Consider the following 20,694-nt stretch of genomic DNA (forward strand, 5'->3'; position numbering starts at 1 on the left):
GGGCGCTCATGATGGTGAAAAGCCAAGATCCGAGATTCTGCACGATGTGATGCCGGCGACGGCACGTCTGGCAGCAAAAATGCAGGGCCCGTCCCGCCTGTTATTGACCGGAGATTTATCGCAGCAGCACTAACAAGAACTGAATCGATGGCGATTTTTTCGTTCTTGCTAAACAAACTGCCGGGCCATCTCGCTCCCCTTGCGAGCTTCGCACATGCGGGTGAATTCATCACGAAAAAACCAACTCCATCACGAAATTTGATCCAACATCCTGCGCAAGCACGGCTAAGGTGACGTATTCCTACGCGGCTTTACCGCCGCGTCCTCCCACCTCCGTTTCCCTTCCAATCGGTTCGCCGATGCCAGTTTGAAAAGCTACGTTTCATGGATGCGGACGCTCCGAGCCCGATGAAGGGGATTGCGCTCAAAGTGCTCTCCGTGGTCGTCTTCGTGTGCATGTCGACCTGTATCAAGGCTGCAGGCGACGGCATCGCGACCGGCCAGATCACCTTCTACCGCTCGGCTTTCGCGATGGTGCCGATCCTTGGATTCCTCGCCTGCCGCGGCGCATTGCGGGACGCGTTCAGGACGGCGAATGTCACGGGACACCTGGCGCGCGGTTTCGTCGGCATCCTCGCCATGAGCTGCGGCTTTTACGGTCTCGTCCACCTGCCCCTGCCGGAGGCGATCGCGATCGGCTATGCCATGCCGCTGCTCGCCGTGGCCTTCGCGGCCATCTTTCTGGGCGAGATGGTGCGGCTCTATCGCTGGTCTGCGGTGGTCATCGGGCTCGTCGGCGTGTTTATCATCACTTGGCCGCGCCTCACGCTCTTCAACCAGAGCGGCTTCGGATCGACCGAAGCGATGGGCGCGGTCGCGGTGCTGCTTTCGGCGGCGCTCGGGGCAACGGCGATGGTGCTCGTGCGCAAGCTCGTGCAGAAGGAGCGCACCCACACGATCGTCCTCTATTTCTCCCTTTCGGCCGCAGTGTTCTCGCTTGCGACGCTGCCGTTCGGCTGGTCCGAACTCTCCTGGCGGGCCTTCCTTCTCCTGATGATCGCGGGCTTTTGCGGCGGTGTCGGGCAGATACTGCTAACGGAGAGCTATCGCCACGCCGATATGTCGACGATCGCCCCCTTCGAGTACACGTCGATCGTGCTCGGCATCGTTTTGGGCTACTTCCTCTTCGGCGATGTGCCGACCGCAACCATGCTGGCCGGGACGGCGATCGTCGTGGGCGCGGGCATCTTCATCATCTACCGGGAGCACCAGCTGGGACTGGAGCGAAAGGGCGCGCGCAAGCACGTGACGCCGCAGGGATAGGCATGCCGCTCGAGGAGTGCACAGCGGCCGTCGCTTCAAAGAGTCAGGACGTTTCTTGCTCCCAGGCGGGAACGGTATCGTCCTCGATGATCTCGCCTGCGTCCTGATGTGCGAGCGGACTGGTGACGTCGGGACCGGGTGTGGGCAGCACCGTCGTCACCTGGAAATCGGTTTTCGCAACGAGGCCCTCGTGCTGCTGGCGCTGGAGAATGCGCCATGCCGCATAGCCGGCGTAGAGCGCAAAATAGACAGCCAGCACGACAAACAATGCGACGGGGCCGAAGCGATCCATGAGCGGCCCCACCATCAGCGGGCCGGAGATCGTGCCGAGACCGTAGGTGATCATCAGGCCGGATGAAACTTCCACATATTCGTCGGGGCGCGCCAGGTCGTTGGCATGCGCGACGTTCAGCGCATAGATCGGAAAGAGGACGGTGCCGATGCAGGCGGCAAGGCCGTAGAGCACCGGCGGGCTGCTTGCGATCGCCAGGGACATGGCTAGGCATGACACAACACCGGCGATGCCGCAGGCAACCATGACGATGCGCCGGTCCATCCGGTCGGAGGCGCGGCCGATCGGGACCTGGGAGATTGCGCTGCCGGCCAGAAGCGACGCGAGGAGTGTCGCTCCCTCGCCGGTCGAGAGGCCGATCTTCTGGGTGAAGACGCCGCCGAGATTGAGCCAGGCGCCGGAGAGCGCGCCGGCGAGAAAGCCGCCGACGACGGCGACGGGCGAGCGGCGGTAGAGTGCGGGGATGTCGAAGTTTGCCCGTGCCGGCGGTGCCGGCATCGGCGAGGAGGAGAGGGCGGTCGGCAGCAGGGCGAGCGAGAAGAGGACACCGCAGAGGATGAACAGCGAGGTGTTGCTCGGATCGCCGAGCGGCACCAGGTACTGCCCGCCGATCGTGCCGACCATGGTGGTTATGAGATAAAGGGAGAAGAGCAGGCCGCGATTCTCGTTCGTCACCCGCTCGTTCAACCAGCTCTCCACGACCAGGTAACTTCCGGCAATCGCAAAGCCGGAGACGGCACGGAAGCCGATCCAGGCGCGCCAGTCGACGATGAGCCCGCACATCAGGATCGCGATGGACAGCAGCGTTATGAGCGCAGTGAAGACGCGGACATGGCCGACGCGCAGGACGAATTTCGGCGTGACGATGCAGGAAAGCGTGAAGCCCAGCGTGTAGCCCGTCGCAAAGATCGAGATCGTGAGGGTCGACCAGCTTTCCGTCACCGAGCGTACCGGTATGACATAGCTCTGCAGCCCGAAGGCCACCATCATCAGAAAGGTGGACAGCATCAGGCTGAACACGGAAGCGAAATTCGCCAGCATCGGCGCTCCTGGAGAGGGGAAAGGAGCGGCTTGGTTTCGGCTTCGGCCGATGAACTTCGTCGCTCCTCAAACGGAATCGAGAGTGGCTGTAACGAAGTTCCGGGGCGCTGTCGATTGCGACAGGAAATGGTGAAATGGCGCAGCCGGGAAGGAAAGGCTAGCTCGGCAGCAACCGGCTCGCCGCGCCGTCATGGGCGCGCCGGCCGTCGCTGGCCATGCTCAGCCGGCTGTACTCGCGAGATGCGCGGACGGCGGTGCGGATATCGGAGATCGCATCGGCGAGACCGCGAATGCTGTCGAGCGGCTTGGACATGATCGTTCTCTCCTGCGTCGTTCCGTCGCGGCGTCGTTCAGCGCTGGATGAACTCGGCGAAGATCTGCGCCGGACGGGTCGTCCGCGCAAGGCCGATTGCAGTCATCTGCTCGTTGGCAGCCGTGCCGAAACGGTCGAACGGCGTCCGCGAGGCGGCGCCGGCGTAGCGGAGCGTCTCGAAGCTGCTGTGAATCGGGCGGTAACGGGCCGTCATGGTTCAGTTCCTTATCCATTCCTCCCGTTGCCCTATATTGCGTTGCAGCATCGATTTTGCAATGCGTTAAAACGCCGCTCAGACATGCGCAAATCGCATGGCTTTTTTCATGACTCATTCATGAATCGGATTGTCCTATCGTCAGCCGATGCGGGACTTGAACGCCAGCAAATCCAGCCAGGCGAAGCGCTTGTTGATCGGAGCCGCGATCAGGTCCTGGGGGTGCAAGGTGGCGACTGTCGGTATTCTGGTGCTACCAATGGTGAGTTCTCGCCAGTCGCCGCGCATCTGGTGGATCGTCTCACCGGTGCCGAAGAAGAAGCGGGCGGTGAAGTTGCCGAGAAGCAGCAGCTGCTTGGGTTCTGCGAGCGCGATCTGACGCTCGATGAACGGGCGGCAGATATCCGCCTCCCGAGCGCTCGGAACGCGGTTTCCCGGCGGCCGCCAGGGCACGGCATTGGCGAGAAGCACGTTCTCCCGCGAGAGGCCGATGCCGGACAGCATACGTTCGAGCATCTCGCCGTGCCTTCCAGCAAAGGGCCTGCCGTCGCGGTCGTCGTCCCCATAGGGCATGGGACCGATGATCATGACTCCGGAAGTGGCATTGCCTTCGGCGAAGACGAGATTGCGGGCGCTGTTCCTGAGATTGCAGCCGGCGAAGGCCTCCATCGCGGTCCGCAGCTCCCCGAGCGACCGCGCCGCATCCGCGACGAACTGTGCCTCCCGGACGGCCTGTTCGTCGGGTATCGCTACCGCCGGAAGGGGCGCCGGAGGCGCGGCGGGACGACGCTCGCGAGACGTGCCGGGTTCGCGCGAAGTGTTGGCGGGTGGCGCGGATTGCTGACGCCCGACTGCCGTCTCGCTGGCTGGCGGCGCCGCGCGGTATTCCGCGCGCCCGCTTCTCATCGCCTCGAATTCGGCCAGCCGGTCGACAGGCGCGTCCTCGAGCAGCCATTCGACCCCCGCTTCCGCGTGGAAGGCGAGAAGGGCGGCAAGTTCGGAGCGGGAGAGGTCGTTGGCCGAGATCATGGCGCGAATGTAACAGATCGGCGGGGACGGTCCACTGGATGTTTCCTTAAGTCGCTTTCGATCAGGGACAGATGCATGCAGCCATTCGAGGTGCTACAGCGCGGCGCTGCAGCGACAATGAGGGCATTCAGGCGGCCGCGGTCCACGACTCAACATCGTCGCGCTCGCCGATGAGCGCGAGGCCATGGGCGATCGACAGAAGCTCGCCGCCGCTCTCGATACGCTCTAATCCGAAGCGGTTCTCGAAGAGACGGCGAACCGCCGGCACGAAGGACGTCCCGCCGGTCAGAAACACCTTGTCGATCGCGCCGGGCGAGGTCGCAGTCTTTGAAAGCACTTCGTCAAGCGCCTCCCCGATGCGGGCGAGGTCGGGCGCGATCCAGGCTTCGAACTCTTCCCGGCGAACGGTACGGCGTGCGCGCTCGCCAAGCGGCGCGAAGGCGAATTCGGTCTCCTCCTCCTGTGAGAGCCGCATCTTGGTAGCCGAGACCGCCTGATAGAGGGGGTAGCCTTCGTCATGCTCGATGAGTTCCACGAAGGACTCCAGCTTTTCCGGCTCCAGGCTTGCGCGCACCAGCTTCTTCAATTCGGTGAAATCCCTCAGCGTTTTGAAGATCGAAAGCTGGTTCCAGCGGCCGAAATTGGCGTAGTAGCTCGACGGCACTTCAAGCAGCTTGTCGAAGCTCTTGAACAGACTCCCCTTTCCGATAAGCGGCGAGATGATGTTATCGATGATCCGGAAGTCGAAATGGTCACCCGCGATGCCGACGCCGGAATGCCCGATCGGAGTCGCCGTCAGGCGCCCAGCCCGACTCTCGAAGCGGATGATCGAGTAGTCGGTTGTGCCGCCGCCGAAGTCGGCAACGAGTACAGTCGCATCCCGATCAAGACTGCGCGCGAAATAGAAGGCGGCCGCCACGGGTTCGTACACGTAATGAATTTCTGGAAAACCGATGCGGGTAAGCGCGCGATTATAGCGCTCGAGGGCCAGTTTCTCGTCCGGATTCGCGCCTGCAAACTGCACCGGACGACCGACCACGACACGCCTGAAGGCGGGCTCCCAGTTGCTGCCGGCATAGTCTCTGAGCCGCGCCAGGAAGCGTTGCATCAGGTCCTCGAACTCGTAGCGTTTGCCGAAGATCAGCGTGCCCTGGAAGAGCGCGCTCGCAGCGAAGGTTTTGATCGACTGAAGGAAGCGGCACTCGCCCGGATTGTCGATGAATTCCCGGATTGCCGCCTGGCCCGCTTCGACCTTCATCGGCGAGGGACCTGCGTCCTTCAGGAAGGAAAGCGCCGTCCGCGTCGTGTCCGATCTTCCCACCGGGCTTTCCACGATGATGGAGCGTGTCGATGCGCCTTCGGCCTGCGCCAGTACGGAATTGGTCGTGCCGAAGTCGAGGCCTAGGGCGGATGCCATGATCGTCTCCGTCTTTTCGGGTGGTGCGGCTTGCGGGATGGGGCGGGCCTCCTCGCATGCGAACGCGGCAAAAGCAAGCCGCCAACCGGCCCGATCCGGAGCAAATCTATTTACGTTTACGTGCAGGTAACATAAGAGACTCATGAAGTCATGCGCAAATGCAGGGACAGTCTGTCGCATCCCGGCTCGACAACGCCTGTTGCATTTGTCATGACGGGGTGATTTGGCCGGGACGGAGCCGGCGGAAGACCGGCAAAAACTGGAGAGTGTGATGACCGAGCAGCAAGAGCTCCCCGAACGCGAGAGCATGGAATTCGACGTGGTGATCGTCGGGGCGGGTCCGGCGGGGCTTGCCGCGGCCATCCGGCTGAAGCAGGTCAATCCGGAGCTTTCGGTCGTCGTCCTGGAAAAAGGCGCCGAAGTGGGCGCGCATATCCTCTCGGGCGCCGTGGTCGACCCGATCGGCATCGACCGGCTTCTGCCCGGCTGGCGCGACGAGCCGGATCACCCGTTCAAAACGCAAGTCACCGACGATCATTTCCTTTTCCTCGGCCCCGCAGGTTCGGTGCGTCTGCCGAACGTCCTGATGCCGCCGCTGATGAACAATCACGGCAACTATATCGTCTCGCTCGGCAATGTCTGTCGCTGGCTGGCCATCCACGCCGAGGCGCTCGGCGTCGAGATCTATCCGGGCTTTGCGGCGACCGAAGTGCTTTACAACGACGAGGGCGCGGTGATCGGCGTCGCCACTGGCGACATGGGCATCGAGAGGAGCGGCGAGCCGGGACCGAACTTCGCCCGCGGCATGGCGCTGCTCGGCAAGTACACCCTCATCGGCGAGGGCGTGCGCGGCTCGCTCGCCAAGCAGCTGATCGCCAAATACAAGCTCGACGAGGGCCGCGACGTGCCGAAATTCGGCATTGGCCTGAAGGAGCTCTGGGAGGTGAAGCCTGAGAATCACAAACCGGGCCTCGTGCAGCATTCCTTTGGCTGGCCGCTCGGCATGAAGACCGGCGGCGGCTCGTTCCTCTATCACCTCGAGGACAATCTGGTGGCCGTCGGCTTCGTCGTCCATCTCAACTACAAGAATCCGTATCTCTATCCGTTCGAGGAATTTCAGCGCTTCAAGACGCATCCGGCGATCCGCGGCACTTTCGAGGGGGGCAAGCGCCTTTCCTATGGCGCCCGCGCCATTACCGAGGGCGGATACCAGTCGGTGCCCAAGCTGTCCTTCCCGGGCGGGGCGCTGATCGGATGCTCGGCCGGTTTCGTCAACGTGCCGCGCATCAAGGGCAGTCACAATGCGGTGCTGTCCGGGATTCTCGCGGCGGAGAAACTCGCGGCGGCGATCGCCGAAGGCCGCGCCAATGACGAGCCGATCGAGATCGAGCGTGGCTGGCGCGAGAGCGCCATCGGTCAGGACCTGAAGCGGGTCCGCAACGTCAAGCCGCTGTGGTCGAAGTTCGGCACCGCGATCGGCGTCGCCCTGGGTGGCCTCGACATGTGGACGAACCAGCTCTTCGGCTTTTCCTTCTTCGGCACGCTGAAGCATGGCAAGACCGATGCGCAATCGCTCGAGCCGGCGGCCGAGCATGAAAAGATCGACTATCCGAAGCCGGACGGGGTGCTGACCTTCGACCGGCTCTCCTCGGTGTTCCTGTCGAACACCAATCACGAGGAGGATCAGCCCGTGCATCTGCAGGTGAAGGACTGGGATCTGCAGAAGCGCTCGGAATACGAGGTCTATGCCGGTCCCTCGTCACGCTACTGTCCGGCCGGCGTCTACGAGTGGGTCGAGAAGGACGGCCAGCCGACCTTCGTCATCAACGCCCAGAACTGCGTCCACTGCAAGACGTGCGACATCAAGGACCCGAACCAGAACATCAACTGGGTGCCGCCACAAGGGGGCGAAGGCCCGGTCTATCCGAACATGTAAATGTTCGGATAGGTCGGCCGCACGGACCCCCGTCAGGAGAAGAGCGCGGCGAAGGCCCGGTCTATCCGAACATGTGAATGTTCGGATAGGTCGGCCGCACGGACCCCCGTCAGGAGAAGAGCGCGGCGAAGGCCCGGTCTATCCGAACATGTGAATGTTCGGACAGGTCGGCCGCACGGACTCCCGCCAGGAGAAATGCGCGGCGAAGGACCGGTCTGCCGGACCACCAGCTGCAACTGCGAAAAGGCCGGCGGGCGATCGCCGGCCTTTTCGCATGCGTCTCTTCAATCATCCACGTTCCGACGCGCAGGGCGGGGCGGCGCCGGCAAGTGAATTTAAAAAAGGGGGTTAAACCCATCAATTATTTGTGTAGTTTGAGAAATGGCAGGAATGTCGGCCGCTGACGCAAATGGGAAAGTGTTTGCCGGAAAGACAAGATAGCAATGTGGGCGGCATCGGTGCGCATAGCTATCGTTTGACCCCGCGAGTTGTCGCGCTCCGGCCTCGGGCCGGGGCGGATGCTTGTTCCATTCACTGCCAGCGACTGCGGTGAGGCTGGCAGCCTGTCATAGAGACACCGCCAAAACAGAGGGAGCCGAAATGAAGAAACTTTTTGCAACGACGTGCCTGGCCGCTGGTCTTCTGGGACTCGGCAGCGCGGCATCGGCGGCGGAATGCGGCGATGTGACGATTGCCAACATGAACTGGCAGAGCGCCGAAGTCCTGGCGAGTGTGGACAAGTTCATCCTGACCGAAGGCTACGGCTGCAACGCCGAACTCGTCGTCGGCGACACTGTGCCGACCATCACCTCGATGATCGAGAAGGGCGAGCCGGACATCGCGCCGGAAGGCTGGGTCGACCTGCTGCCGGACGTGGTGAACCGCGGTCTCGAGGAAGGCAAGCTCGTAGGCGCCGCAGTCGCGCTTTCGGATGGCGCCGTCCAAGGCTGGTGGGTGCCGAAATATATCGTCGATGCCAATCCGGACATCAAGACGATCGATGACGTCCTGAAGCACAAGGAACTCTTCCCGGATCCGGAAGATCCGAGCAAGGGCGCGATCTTCAACGGTCCTCAGGGATGGGGCGGCACGGTGGTGACGACGCAGCTTTACAAGGCCTATGGGGCTGAGGCGGCGGGCTTCACGCTGGTCGACACCGGCTCGGCAGCCGGCCTCGACGGTTCGATTGCCAAGGCCTATGAGCGCAAGCAGGGCTGGGTCGGCTACTACTGGGCTCCGACGGCGCTGCTCGGCAAGTACGAAATGGTCAAGCTCGAGCACGGCGTGCCGAATGACATGGCCGAATGGAAGCGCTGCAATACGGTCGCGGATTGCCCGGATCCGAAGAAGAACGATTGGCCGAAGGACAAAGTCCAGACGCTGGTGACCAAGGAATTCGCCGACCGCGCCGGACCGGCCATGGAGTATCTCAACACCCGCGCCTGGACAAATGACACGGTGAACAAGCTCATGGCCTGGATGACCGACAATCAGGCGAGCGGCGAGGAGGGCGCGAAGCACTTCCTGGAGGAGAACCCGGACCTCTGGACCAAGTGGGTCTCTCCTGAAGTCGCCGAGAAGATCAAGGCTGCGCTCTGATCGACTCTCCTCGAATGAGCGGCGCGCGTAAAAGCGCGCCGTTTTTTATGTTCTGCAGCGTTTCCGGGAAACGCGTGTACCGGTTTTTCCATCCGGAAGCGCGTCGTTTTCGAAGGCGGCGCAAGATTTCGTTCACCGCATGTCGGTTTGAGAATAAGATCGCGGAGCTTCATCGATTACACCGCGCGTAGCGTGTGAAGGCCCGGCAGCAAAACAAGAACAACCATAGGCTGCCCAAAAGAATGCGAAGGGGAATCAAGATATGGAATGGCTGACCACATTTCCGCATATGGACGACGATCGGCTTCGAGCGCTGAAGAAGGTAATCGATGAAGGGTTCCGCACCTTCACGCGCGCCTATGGCGACGCAATCGAATCCTTCTTCGATCCGTTGCAGTTCTTCCTCATTCACGCCGAACGTTTCATGACGCGAACGCCCTGGCCGATCATCCTGATACTGATCGCACTGATCGCATGGTTCGCCAGCCGCAACTGGAAGGTCGTCGCGGGCGCCGTAGCTACCTTGCTCGTCATCGGCTATCTCGACATGTGGGACGACACGATGAAGACGATCTCGATGATCTTCGTCTGTACGGTCCTGTCGATAGCGATCGGAATACCGATCGGCATCATCATGTCGCGCTCCGATCGGTTCCAGAACATCGTCAATCCGGTGCTCGACGTCATGCAGACGATGCCGAGTTTCGTCTATCTCATTCCCGTCGTGATGCTGCTCGGCATAGGCAAGGTTCCCGGGCTGATCGCCGTCGTCATCTACGCGATCCCGCCGATGATCCGCCTGACCAATCTCGGTATACGCCTCGTCGACAAGGATGTGCTGGAGGCGGCGGACGCTTTCGGCTCGTCGAATTGGCAGAAGCTGAAGAATGTTCAGATGCCGCTGGCGCTGCCGACGATCATGGCCGGGATCAACCAGACGATCATGATGGCGCTCGCCATGGTCGTCATCGCCTCGATGATCGGCGTCCAGGGCCTGGGCCAGCCGGTCTTGAAGGCGATCGCCAACCAGTATTTCACCCTCGGCATCTTCAACGGCCTCGCCATCGTCGGGATCGCGATCATCTTCGACCGGGTGAGCCAGGCCTATGGGCGTCGGCTCCAGCGACACCGCGAGATCATCCACGGATAGGACGCGGCTCCCGAGCTTGCCTCTCCCCACGAGTTGGGGAGGGGCCTTGTCGAAGGTCCAGCGCCTGCCGGCATCAGAATCCGGCGAGCACCAGCTTGCCGCGCGTGCGGCCGGTTTCGATCATCTGATGCGCCTTTCGGAGCGTTGCCGCGTCGATGGGACCGAGCGTCTCCGTCAAGGTCGTGCGGATCTTGCCGCCATCCACCAGTTCCGCAACCCGGTTCAAGAGATTGTGCTGCTCGATCATGTCCGGCGTTCGGAGCAGCGGGCGGGTGAACATCATCTCCCAGTGTATCGAGACGGATTTGCGCTTGAACGGCACCACGTCGAGAACGGGCAGGTCGTCGATCAGCGCGAAGCGCCCCTGCGGTGCAATCAGCTTGACGATTTGGTCGATATGCGTGTCGGTCTTGGTCGTCGAGAACACGAAAGCCGGCGCGCCGAGAGCGAGCTGCTCCACCTCCGCCGCAAGCGGACGGCTGTGGTCGAGTACGTGATGGGCGCCCAGTTTCAATGCCCACTCGCGCGTTTCGGCGCGTGAAGCGGTCGCAATCACGGTGAGATTGGTCAGGGCGCGCAGCAGCTGGATGGCGATCGAGCCGACGCCGCCGGCGCCCCCGATGATCAGCACTGCACTCGCTGCCCCGGGCACGGGATCGTTTACCTTGAGGCGGTCGAAGAGCGCCTCCCAGGCGGTGATCGCGGTAAGCGGCAAAGCGCTCGCAGCAGCGAAATCGAGCGATCGCGGCTTCCGTCCGACGATCCGTTCGTCGACAAGGTGAAACTCCGCATTGGTCCCTGGCCGGTCGATGGCGCCGGCGTAGAACACCTCGTCGCCGGGCTTGAACAGCGTGACCTTCGGGCCGACCGCTGTGACGACGCCGGCAGCATCCCAACCGAGAACCTTCAGTTGCTCCGGCTCCGGCTGAACGCCGGCGCGTACCTTGGTATCGACCGGATTGACGGAAACCGCCTTGACTTCCACCAGGAGGTCACGCTCCCCCGGTGTCGGCACCGGCAGGTTCACATCGATCAGCGCCGTCTCGTTGGCGACGGGTTGCGGTGTCTTGTAGGCAACGGCACGCATGGAATGCTCCTTTGAAATTGAACAGGAGCTACATGGGCCCTATGCTCGGCCAGCACAAGAATGCACAAATTTAGCCTATAGTGTCGAAAAGGATACCGTATGTCCCGTTCACGCACGAAGCTGACGAACACCTTTCCGGGCTGCCCGGTCGAGTCGACGCTGTGTTTCATCGACGGAAAATGGAAGGGGGTCGTCCTCTATCATCTGATGGTCGAAGGCGTGCTGCGCTTCAACGAACTCCGCCGGAGACTGCCGAGCGTGACGCCGCGGATGCTGACCAGGCAGTTGCGGGAACTGGAGGAGGCGGAACTTCTGTCGCGCACGGTTTTTCCGGTCGTTCCGCCGCGCGTCGACTATGCCTTGACGCCGAGGGGAGAAAGCCTGAGGCCGGTGATAATGGCTCTGAAAGCCTGGGGCGAGGAGAACGTTCGCTGCGACGGCGACAGCATGACACTGAAGCCGCACGAATCCACCTGAGCCCGAACTCAAGCGCGCCTGACCGCTTCGTTTAAACCGCTGCAATCCGAAGGAAAGGACCGCCCGCACTTTTCGTCGCACCGCTCTGGAAACCCCCGCTGCCGCACTTATCTGAGAAGCTGAGCGCACGCGCATGACGGAGGCAGCAGCCATTGAAAGTCAAGGCCATCTTCAATCGAGATGGGGGGACTTTTCGAACGACGGACATGGGTGCCTACAGCACGAGGGTCGAGGAGGACTTTCGGTCTGCCGGCCACGAGATCGAAATCGCCGTGGTCGGAGCGGATGAGGTGCGAGATGCGCTGGAGACTGCCTGCGGGCGGGACGATCTCGATGCGATTGTCGCCGGCGGCGGCGACGGCACGATTTCGTCGGCGGCAGGAGTCGCCTGGAAAACCGGCATGCCGCTGGGTATCGTTCCCGCCGGGACGATGAATCTCGTCGCCCGCTCCTTGAAGCTGCCGCTCGATATCTGGAAGGTTCCGGAAGTGCTGGCCAAGGGCCGGATCATCGATGCCGACATCGGTAGTGCTGATGGCCGCGCATTCGTGCATCAGTTTTCGATGGGCCTTCACGCCCGCATGGTGCGCTACCGCCAATCCTACCGTTTCGCGTCGCGGCTAGGGAAGATCAGCGCCAGCACACGCGCCGCCATCGGCGCCATTTTCAATCCACCCGATTTCGAGATCGAGTTCGACGCGGACGGGCACCGCGAGCGCCGGCATGTTTCGGCGATTTCCGTCTCAAACAATCATTTCGGCCACGACACGCTGATGTATGCGGAAGACCTGACGAGCGGCCACCTCGGCTTCTACACGGCGCCGCCGCTAAGCCCGGCCGGCGTGGCAAAACTCTCCTTCGACATCCTGCGCGGGAAATTCAGGAGCAGCACGCTGATCACCGAGATGAGCGCTCTCACGGTCGATCTGCATTTTCCGAAGATGGACCGAAAGATCAATTGCGTCATCGATGGCGAACTCGTTCCGATCAGAAGCGGTCAGGTTGCATTGCGCATTCACCCGGGCGAATTGAAGCTGCTGGTCGGCTCGCAGGAGAGCAACTCCGGCAAGCCCGCGTAGCGGTTTTCCAGGGCGTCTATTCCGCGATCCAGATGTAGCTGAAGCTGTAGCGATCCGGGCCGTTCCCGTAGAGATAGGGCAAGGCGAGGTGGCGCGGCGCCACGGCTGCCTCCGGGATACCAAGCGCGGAGAGAGCGTCTCGCAGCAGATCGGGAACGGGTGCTTCCGGTTGTGCGTCATCGTGCCAGACGACCAGAAGGGGCCGTCTCGACCCATCGACCGGAAGCGCATTCGAGGGCCTTGGCATCGTGACCTGTGCCTCGCCGAACTGCGTTCGGAGATTTCCCGCAATCTGTTTGTCATTGGCGAGGATAAGCGCCGGTTGACCGCCTTCCGCCTGAACCACCGCTTCGGCGAAGGCGGCGTAGGGTATATTCAGCCTCGAATAGTCGCCGAACCAGGGCCGCACGACGGCGCGCGCCGATACGATGACGAGTGCGCCTACGGCGATGACGGAGACCAGCAGGAAGAAACGCCTGAGACTGTCGGCGAAGTGGATATTCGCCGCTTCGATCTTCAGGCATAGATAGAGCGGGATGAGAACGAGGAAGAGGACCAGCCATTTTTCGCGCACATGGGTTGCGGCGACGCTGAGTACGACGATGAGGACCGCAATCAGGCAAAGGCCGAGCATCCGCCCTACGATCCTGCTCCACTGGCTTTCCGCCTGCCAGATTGCACGGAGTTTGCCGCCAAAGACGAGGCCGAAGACCAGCAGCGGCACCAGGCTGCCGCTGACGATGGCGGAGCCGAGCGAATAGACGCCGTAAAAGGCCTGAAGCAGACGCCCCTCCGCCTCCCGCTCCCTCATCTCGTTCAAGGTTCCGCCCGATGCGAAACCGAGATTCTGCAGCATCCAGTAGGCGTGGGGCAGAACGATGAGCGCTGCCACCGCAATCGCCGGCAGAATGCGCCAGTCGAAGATCCGCGCCCGCAGCTCTCGTTCGGGCAGGACGGCGATGATCGCCGCGAGCGGGACGACAGCGAAGTTGTACTTTGCCATCAGGCCGAGCCCCACCGCAACGCCGGTGAGGATATAGGAGAAGAGGCTGGGCCTCTTGAGCGTCCGCAGGAAACCGTAAAGAAACAGCGAGACGGTGAAGAGTGCTGCAACCGTGTGCGAGAGATCGCGCTGCGCCAGCAGAAAAACCGGCGGCAGCGTAAGAACGCCGAGCATTGCGACGGCTGCCAGGCGCCGGTCTGGCAGCACGAGCCGCGCCGCAAGGCCGTAGAACAGGCAAAAGAGAAACAGGAGCCCGTTCTTTAGAATGGTCATCGTTGCAAGCGACGTCCCGATCAGCTTTGCCAGGCCATATTGCAGCCAGTTGTAGAAGGGTGGCTGCGGCCCATATCCGAGTTCGAGAAATTGCGAAAGGAAGGCCTGCTCCGCCTCGTCGATCTCCAGCGAACTCGAGACGGATATCCGCAGGACGATGCACAGCAGGAAATAGCCGGCAACCGCCAGGGCGACCGCTCCCGGCCGCCGATTGTCCGCTTCAAGCATCCGGCTGCTCCCGCTCGAAAGTCTGCCGGACGATGTAGCTCGTCGTTTCGTCGTCGCGGAAATAGGCGCGCGCCATCATCTCCGAGAGAATGCCTGTCGTGATCAGCTGGATCGAGGAGAGGAAGAGCATCACGCCGACGATCAGCATCGGACGGGTGCCGATGTCGTTGCCGAAGATGAACTTGTCTATCGCAAGATAGAACAGGATCAGCGCGCTGAGACAGCCGGCGGCAAGGCCGATGGAGCCGAAAAAGTGACCCGGCCGCGCCTTGTAGCGCATGAAGAACAAGACCGCGAGCAGATCGAGAATAACCCGGAACGTGCGCGAGATCCCGTATTTCGAGGTGCCGAAATGGCGCGCGTGATGGGTCACCGGCATCTCTCCGATCCGGCTGCTCGGCACGACACCCGCCACCCAGGCGGGGATGAAGCGATGCATTTCCCCCATCAGCTTCACCTGCCTGATGATGGAACCCCGGTAGATCTTCAGGCTGCAGCCATAGTCGTGCAATCTCACGCCGGTGATCTTGCCGATCAGAAAATTGGCGCACCAGGAGGGAATCTTTCGCAGGATCAGTGCGTCGCGCCGGTTTTTCCGCCAGCCGACAAGGAGATCGAGCCCGCGCTCTTCTATCGCCGCGACCATGTTGGGAATGTCCGCGGGATCGTTCTGGAGGTCGCCGTCAAGCGTCGCGATCAGCCGGCCGGAGGCCGCGTCGATCCCCGCCTGCATTGCGGCTGTCTGGCCGAAATTCTTCTGGAGCTCGATGATCTTCAGTTGCAGATCCGGATGTGAAAGCTCCTTGCGCGCATTCGGCAAGGTTCGGTCCGTGCTGCCGTCGTCGACGAGGATAAGCTCCCATGACTTCAGGAACCCGGCCATTGCCGTCCGGATGCGCGTGACGAGCGGCCCGACGCTCTCTTCCTCGTTGAATACCGGCACGACTATGGAGAGCTCGACGCCCTCTAGGACTTCGGTCGTCGGCTTCACGGGTTCTTCGATGCGATTCAAGGGGGCAGTCTCCGGTGTGCTTGCAGGTTTTCTTGCATACTTATGAGGTTATAACCAATGTCGAATCGCATTGCTGATACAGGAAAACGGTCTCGATGAATACGAACTGGGAGCGCAGCCGGCGGTCGTGGCTCGCGCGCAACCGTCTGGCACTGATTTCCGTGGCGGCAATCGCGGCTTATGCGATCTTCGTAGAGGGGATCTGGGGCTGGCCGGCACTGCTGCGGCAATGGGCCGAAATCGGCGTCGGGCCGGTCCTCTCTGCGCTATCGCTTCTCGTCGCCACCTATTTCATCCGCTGCTATCGGATCCACGACTACTTCCCGGGAGAAACCAGGGGGCGGTTTCTGTCTCTCTTCCGCGTGACCCAGGTTCACAATCTGCTCAACATCATGCTGCCGTTCAGAGCCGGCGAAACGAGCTTTCCGCTGCTCATGCGAAGTGAATTCGGCGTGCCGCTGGTGCGCGGCACATCGGCGCTCTTCGTCATGCGGCTTCTGGATCTGCATGCCCTGCTCACCGTCGCTGCGGTCGGTCTGGTGGCCGGGCCGGGCCATGGGGTGATCGCCTGGGTTCTCTGGCTGCTCGCCTTTCTGTCGCCTCTTGCCTTCTTTCTGCTGAAGGAAAAAGCTCTCGCGGCGATGCGCCGTTTCGCGCCGGCGAAGGTCGGTCCGCTCCTGGACGAGGTGGAGGCAGGCCTGCCGGTCGACATCCCCGCTTTCCTGCGGGCCTGGGCCATGACGATGCTGAACTGGGCGGTAAAGGTCGTCGTTCTCGCCTGGGTGCTCGCGATCATGGGGGTCGCGCCGCTCGCCGCCTCTTTCGGCGGGGCGCTCGGAGGCGAATTGTCTTCCGTCCTGCCGGTGCACGGGCCGGCGGGTGTGGGAACCTACGCGGCGGCAATCGTCGCGGGGGCGGTCTCCTTCGGAGCGGATCGGGCGACGCTCGAAACGCTCGGGCGTGCCAGCGTCAATGCCCACCTCCTGGTCATCGTGTCGGCGGTGGCCGGCACGCTGCTGTCACTCCTCCTGCGGCCGAAAGCGTGAAAGGCTTCGCAGCCGCAAGAGCCGGGTGAAAGCGCGAAACGTCCTACTGGAACGAGGTCTCGTAGAAGCTTCTGAGCTTGCGTGAATGCAGCTTCTCGGGTGGCATTGCCGCCAGTTTCTGCAGTGCCAGGATGCCGATCTTCAGATGCTGGCTCACCTGGGTCCGGTAAAAGGCGCTTGCCATGCCGGGCAGCTTCAGTTCGCCGTGCAACGGCTTGTCGGACACGCAGAGCAACGTTCCGTAGGGGACGCGGAAGCGGAACCCGTTGGCGGCGATGGTAGCCGATTCCATGTCGAGCGCGATGGCCCGGGCCTGCGAGAGCCGTTTGACCGGCCCGCGCTGGTCGCGCAGTTCCCAGTTGCGGTTGTCGATGGTCGCGACCGTGCCCGTGCGCATGATCTGCTTGAGGTCGTATCCCTTATAGCCCGTCACTTCGGCAACGGCGTCCTGCAGCGCGACCTGCACCTCTGCCAGTGCGGGCAGCGGAATCCAGACCGGCAGATCGTCATCGAGCACGTGATCCTCGCGCATATAGGCATGCGCCAGAACGTAGTCGCCGAGCCGCTGGCTGTTGCGCAGTCCCGCGCAATGGCCGAGCATCAGCCAGACATGCGGCCTCAGCACGGCGATATGGTCGGTGATCGTCTTGGCGTTGGAGGGGCCGACGCCGATATTGACGAGCGTAATGCCGCCGTGTCCCTTCTTCTTCAGGTGATAGGCGGGCATCTGCGGCAGACGGGCGAGCGAATAGTCGGCATCCGGCCGGTCGGCACCCGCCGGCGTAGTGATGTTGCCGGGTTCGACGAAGGCGGTGTAACCGTTGCCGCCCTCCGCCATCTGCTGGCGCGCCCAGGCGCAGAACTCGTCGACATAGAACTGATAGTTCGTGAAAAGCACGAAGTTCTGGAAGTGCCTGGCGCTGGTCGCGGTATAGTGACTGAGGCGCGCCAGCGAATAGTCGATGCGCTGGGCGGTGAAGGGCGCGAGCGGCGACGGTTCTCCCGGTCCCGGCTCGTAGGAGCCGTTGGCGATCTCGTCGTCGGTGGTCGTGAGATCCGGCGCGTCGAAAAGGTCGCGCAGCGGAATGTCGATGCTTTCGGCCGCAGACGCTTCGACATGCGCCCCTTCGCCAAAGGCGAAATGGAGGGGGATCGGTGTCGAGGACTCCGACACCGTGACGCCGACGCCGTGGTTGCGCATGAGATGGCCGAGCTGTTCTTTCAAATAGTGTCGGAACAGTTTGGGCCGGGTGATGGTCGTCGTGTAGACGCCGGGCGCGCTGACATAGCCGAAGGAAAGCCGTGAATCGACGTGTCCGAAGCTGCTCGTCTCGATGCTGACCTGCGGATAGCAGGCACGGAAACGGGTGAGGGGCCTGCCGGTTTTCCCGAGACCTTCGAAGGCTTCGCAGAGGAAACGGGTGTTGCGTTCGTAAAGCGCTTCCAGACAATCGACGGCCTCGGCCGGATCGTCGAAGAGCTGCGGCTCGAAAGGTTCAGGGGTGGCGACGGAGAGGACGGAGTTTGAAGAGATTCGTTTGTTCATGTCGCATTATATGCTGCACCTTTCGACAAGCAAACGACAAGCCTGTCGTTTTTTGTTCTGCAGTGCCGCACGTTGTACTTCAGCGAGGCCCCGCGAGAATAATCGCGCTGCCGGCGAGCGCCACGGCGGCGCCCGTCATGTCCCAGTGATCCGGCCGGACGCCTTCCGCAAGCCAGAGCCAGGAGAGCGACGCGACGATGTAGACGCCGCCATAGGCGGCATAGGTGCGGCCGGCCGCTGCCGCGTCCACCATCGTCAGCAGCCAGGCGAAAAGCGCTAGCGAAACCATGCCGGGAATGAGCCACAAGGCGGATTTGCCGAGTCTCAGCCACGACCAGAAGGCAAAGCATCCGGCGATTTCGGCAAGAGCTGCGACAAGATAGATAGTGTATGCGGGCATGTTTTCGGATCCTCCCCATAAAGAGAGGACCGGACTTTCAACCGATATGCAAGGACCGAAAGCGGTACCTCGAGATCAGCTCATGGCCTGGCGCTGAAGGGTGACGAAAAGGACGAAGCCGGCACCGTTCTTGCCGATGCCGTAGCCGGCGGCCTTGCTGTAAGCGACCGCTCCGATCGGTCCGATCAGCAGGCCCGTGAGGATCAGGAGCCGGAGCGAGAGAATGGCGGAGGAGACGAGCGCGGCCATTCCACGGGTTCCTTCAGAGTTTGGCTCGGCAGTATTGCGCCGTGTGAGCGGTGCAATCCGTGAGCGATCCGATATAGGTGTTCTGGCGGCGGCGCTCCGTATCGGCGCCGACTGCGGCTGCGAGCGTCATCGCGAAGACGACCATGAGCAGGCTGATGATGGTGAGGCGGCGAGCGAGAATGTCCATGGTTCCGTCCGTTGAAGCGAGACACGTTCAAATCGATTGATCGTCTTTTCGCACAACCAAACTGAACTCTTGCTGAGATGTCCGTTCATCTGGCGTTCATCTTCGCCATGCGGAACGATGCAGCGGTTTGGAAGAACCACCATGCGCTCGAACAAATGCGCTTCGGACCGCGGCCTTGTCGTTGAGCCGTCGTGTTCCTAAGTCAGTCCTTCCGACAAATCAGGAGAGAACGCGATGACCGCTCCGATCGAGCTTTATTACTGGGCCACGCCGAACGGCTGGAAGATCACCATAATGTTGGAGGAGCTCGGCGTTCCCTACGTCGTCAACTATGTCAATATCGGCCGGGGCGATCAGTTCCAACCGGACTTCCTGAAGATCTCGCCGAACAACCGGATGCCGGCGATCGTCGATCCCGACGGCCCGGGTGGCGAGCCCATCTCCGTGTTCGAATCAGGTGCGATCCTGCAGTATCTCGGCCGCAAATACGGCAAGTTCTATCCGTCCGACGAACGCGCCCGTGTCGACGTCGAGCAATGGCTCTTCTGGCAGGTGGGCGGGCTCGGCCCGATGGCGGGTCAGGCGCACCATTTCCGCCAATATGCCCCGGAACGGATCGCCTACGGCATCGACCGCTATACCAATGAAGTGAACCGCCTTTACGGCGTGATGAACAGGAGGCTCGCCGACAGGGCGTTTCTCGCCGGAGATTATTCGATCGCGGATATGGCCGCCGTCGGCTGGGTGATCCCGCACGAGAACCAGGGGCAGGATCTCGAAGAATTCCCGAACCTGAAGCGCTGGTTCGACGCGGTGCTTGCGCGACCGGCGGTGAAAAAGGCGATCGAGGTGGGCAAGGAGGAGCGGGCCCGCCAGAAGAACCTTGCCGAGGACAAGGAAGCTCAGAAGGTCCTCTTCGGGCAGCGCGCCCGCTGAACCTGTTTTGGCCCTGGTTCCGGCTTCGGGCCCTATGCCCCGGATCGCGATGATTTCAGGTCGGATCGACGAGAAATCATGGCGATCGATTCCAGCAAAACGAGATGCGGGACGCCGGCGCAGAACCGCCCGCATCTTTCCTCGTGACGAAAGGCCCTAAAGGCGCGTCCAGGTTTGCGATTTGCAGAGCACCTTCAGCACGCAGCCTCGCATTTTCAAGAGATTGCCGTCGACCGAGCCCGAGCCGCTATAGGTCTTGTCGTTTTCGGGATCGGTCACCACGCCGCTATAGGTGCCGCCGGTTCCCGTCAGCGTGCCGACACGCTTGCCCGCGTGCTTGCCGGTCTTCAGCGTGACGCAGAAGCCTTGGCTGCAAGGTGCGATCACTGCCGTGGAGCCGCTTGCCGTCTTCCAGTTTCCAACGATCGGCTCGGCGGCATAAGTCGTGGCGGCTGCGGCAAGGCCAAGCGCCGCCGCGGCTAGCAATGTGCGAATCATTCGGTCTCCTGCTGACGCATCTGTTTCCCTGTCGATCGCATTCCGCACCTGTCCTGTGAAGGCGCCGGTCGTTCGCTCTCCGCAGCAGGGTATCTTACGCGTACGTGAAGGTAAAGGTGCCGAGCTGCAAGGATCCTGCGATTCGTTGCTGCCATGACGCCGTTCATCCGCAACGGCCGGTTCGTCTCCTGGTACGCCTGGGCGGCAGCCGTGCACGGATGCCGGAACGGGGATCGGCCGGAGTTCACGATAATGTTATGTAATTTTGATCTTCGTCAGGAAAGGATATCGATTCCAGCAGATTAAAAATCGAACAGGGTATGAATAGTAATAAAAACGTGCGCTTGCCATCTCCGGAA

Annotated in this window: 21 protein-coding genes; 8 read left to right on the forward strand and 13 right to left on the reverse strand. The window is 62.0% G+C overall.

Features of this window, described 5'->3' with window-relative positions; genetic code table 11:
* Positions 1-384: 384 nt before the first annotated feature.
* Entirely contained in the window at positions 385-1,323 is a 939-nt protein-coding gene (locus SINAR_RS0114925) for a DMT family transporter (protein WP_027999850.1), read from the forward strand.
* Positions 1,324-1,366: 43 nt separating this feature from the next.
* Here the strand turns inward: SINAR_RS0114925 and SINAR_RS0114930 are convergent, their stop codons facing one another.
* From SINAR_RS0114930 to SINAR_RS0114950, 5 genes are all read right to left on the reverse strand, one after another.
* The gene (locus SINAR_RS0114930) at positions 1,367-2,656 is read right to left on the reverse strand and encodes an MFS transporter (protein ID WP_027999851.1); all 1,290 of its coding nucleotides are present in this window, start codon (positions 2,654-2,656) and stop codon (positions 1,367-1,369) included.
* Between the two features lie 157 nt (positions 2,657-2,813).
* On the reverse strand, positions 2,814-2,969 hold the full coding sequence (locus SINAR_RS1000000135390) for a hypothetical protein (RefSeq protein WP_084617435.1): 156 nt from the start codon (positions 2,967-2,969) through the stop codon (positions 2,814-2,816).
* A 37-nt stretch (positions 2,970-3,006) separates the two neighbouring features.
* Positions 3,007-3,183, reverse strand: a complete 177-nt coding sequence (locus tag SINAR_RS1000000135395) for a hypothetical protein (RefSeq protein ID WP_084617437.1) — start codon at positions 3,181-3,183, stop codon at positions 3,007-3,009.
* A 141-nt stretch (positions 3,184-3,324) separates the two neighbouring features.
* Positions 3,325-4,212 (reverse strand): uracil-DNA glycosylase, encoded by an 888-nt coding sequence (locus SINAR_RS0114945; protein WP_027999852.1) that lies wholly within the window; start codon positions 4,210-4,212, stop codon positions 3,325-3,327.
* A gap of 127 nt (positions 4,213-4,339) precedes the next feature.
* Positions 4,340-5,629, reverse strand: coding sequence for an Hsp70 family protein (locus SINAR_RS0114950; protein ID WP_027999853.1), 1,290 nt, complete (start codon positions 5,627-5,629; stop codon positions 4,340-4,342).
* A gap of 271 nt (positions 5,630-5,900) precedes the next feature.
* On the opposite strand from SINAR_RS0114950, the gene SINAR_RS0114955 reads away from it, so the two are divergent.
* From SINAR_RS0114955 to SINAR_RS0114970, 3 genes are all read left to right on the forward strand, one after another.
* Positions 5,901-7,565, forward strand: a complete 1,665-nt coding sequence (locus tag SINAR_RS0114955; RefSeq protein WP_027999854.1) for an electron transfer flavoprotein-ubiquinone oxidoreductase — start codon at positions 5,901-5,903, stop codon at positions 7,563-7,565.
* A gap of 600 nt (positions 7,566-8,165) precedes the next feature.
* Entirely contained in the window at positions 8,166-9,164 is a 999-nt protein-coding gene (locus SINAR_RS0114965; RefSeq protein WP_027999856.1) for an ABC transporter substrate-binding protein, read from the forward strand.
* A gap of 262 nt (positions 9,165-9,426) precedes the next feature.
* A complete protein-coding gene (locus tag SINAR_RS0114970; protein ID WP_027999857.1) occupies positions 9,427-10,314 on the forward strand; it encodes an ABC transporter permease in 888 nt (295 codons plus the stop codon).
* A gap of 73 nt (positions 10,315-10,387) precedes the next feature.
* Here the strand turns inward: SINAR_RS0114970 and SINAR_RS0114975 are convergent, their stop codons facing one another.
* Positions 10,388-11,401, reverse strand: a complete 1,014-nt coding sequence (locus tag SINAR_RS0114975; protein ID WP_027999858.1) for a zinc-binding alcohol dehydrogenase family protein — start codon at positions 11,399-11,401, stop codon at positions 10,388-10,390.
* A 99-nt stretch (positions 11,402-11,500) separates the two neighbouring features.
* On the opposite strand from SINAR_RS0114975, the gene SINAR_RS0114980 reads away from it, so the two are divergent.
* A complete protein-coding gene (locus SINAR_RS0114980; RefSeq protein WP_027999859.1) occupies positions 11,501-11,878 on the forward strand; it encodes a winged helix-turn-helix transcriptional regulator in 378 nt (125 codons plus the stop codon).
* Between the two features lie 152 nt (positions 11,879-12,030).
* Positions 12,031-12,957 (forward strand): diacylglycerol/lipid kinase family protein, encoded by a 927-nt coding sequence (locus SINAR_RS0114985; protein ID WP_027999860.1) that lies wholly within the window; start codon positions 12,031-12,033, stop codon positions 12,955-12,957.
* Between the two features lie 16 nt (positions 12,958-12,973).
* Here SINAR_RS0114985 and SINAR_RS0114990 read toward each other — a convergent pair whose 3' ends face one another.
* On the reverse strand, positions 12,974-14,461 hold the full coding sequence (locus tag SINAR_RS0114990) for an ArnT family glycosyltransferase (RefSeq protein ID WP_027999861.1): 1,488 nt from the start codon (positions 14,459-14,461) through the stop codon (positions 12,974-12,976).
* A complete protein-coding gene (locus tag SINAR_RS0114995) occupies positions 14,454-15,473 on the reverse strand; it encodes a glycosyltransferase family 2 protein (RefSeq protein WP_027999862.1) in 1,020 nt (339 codons plus the stop codon). The genes SINAR_RS0114990 and SINAR_RS0114995 overlap by 8 nt, the downstream gene beginning before the upstream one ends.
* 95 nt (positions 15,474-15,568) lie before the next feature.
* Here SINAR_RS0114995 and SINAR_RS0115000 point away from each other — a divergent pair, with 95 nt between their 5' ends.
* Positions 15,569-16,519, forward strand: coding sequence for a lysylphosphatidylglycerol synthase domain-containing protein (locus SINAR_RS0115000; RefSeq protein ID WP_027999863.1), 951 nt, complete (start codon positions 15,569-15,571; stop codon positions 16,517-16,519).
* Between the two features lie 43 nt (positions 16,520-16,562).
* Here the strand turns inward: SINAR_RS0115000 and SINAR_RS0115005 are convergent, their stop codons facing one another.
* The 4 genes from SINAR_RS0115005 to SINAR_RS1000000135410 form a co-directional block, all read right to left on the reverse strand.
* Positions 16,563-18,065 (reverse strand): AMP nucleosidase, encoded by a 1,503-nt coding sequence (locus tag SINAR_RS0115005; RefSeq protein WP_027999864.1) that lies wholly within the window; start codon positions 18,063-18,065, stop codon positions 16,563-16,565.
* Between the two features lie 79 nt (positions 18,066-18,144).
* Positions 18,145-18,465 carry a YnfA family protein gene (locus tag SINAR_RS0115010; protein ID WP_027999865.1) on the reverse strand — a complete coding sequence of 107 codons (321 nt, stop codon included), beginning with the start codon at positions 18,463-18,465 and terminating at the stop codon, positions 18,145-18,147.
* 75 nt (positions 18,466-18,540) lie between these two features.
* Entirely contained in the window at positions 18,541-18,714 is a 174-nt protein-coding gene (locus SINAR_RS1000000135405; protein WP_027999866.1) for a hypothetical protein, read from the reverse strand.
* 13 nt (positions 18,715-18,727) lie between these two features.
* On the reverse strand, positions 18,728-18,901 hold the full coding sequence (locus tag SINAR_RS1000000135410) for a hypothetical protein (RefSeq protein WP_027999867.1): 174 nt from the start codon (positions 18,899-18,901) through the stop codon (positions 18,728-18,730).
* A gap of 234 nt (positions 18,902-19,135) precedes the next feature.
* On the opposite strand from SINAR_RS1000000135410, the gene SINAR_RS0115030 reads away from it, so the two are divergent.
* The gene (locus SINAR_RS0115030; protein WP_027999868.1) at positions 19,136-19,837 is read left to right on the forward strand and encodes a glutathione S-transferase family protein; all 702 of its coding nucleotides are present in this window, start codon (positions 19,136-19,138) and stop codon (positions 19,835-19,837) included.
* Positions 19,838-19,993: 156 nt separating this feature from the next.
* Here the strand turns inward: SINAR_RS0115030 and SINAR_RS0115035 are convergent, their stop codons facing one another.
* Positions 19,994-20,335: a DUF2147 domain-containing protein gene (locus tag SINAR_RS0115035; protein WP_027999869.1), complete on the reverse strand. Its 342-nt coding sequence runs from the start codon at positions 20,333-20,335 to the stop codon at positions 19,994-19,996.
* Between the last annotated feature and the right edge of the window lie 359 nt (positions 20,336-20,694).

The sequence above is a fragment of the Sinorhizobium arboris LMG 14919 genome (assembly GCF_000427465.1).
GTDB classification, from domain to species: Bacteria; Pseudomonadota; Alphaproteobacteria; order Rhizobiales; family Rhizobiaceae; genus Sinorhizobium; species Sinorhizobium arboris.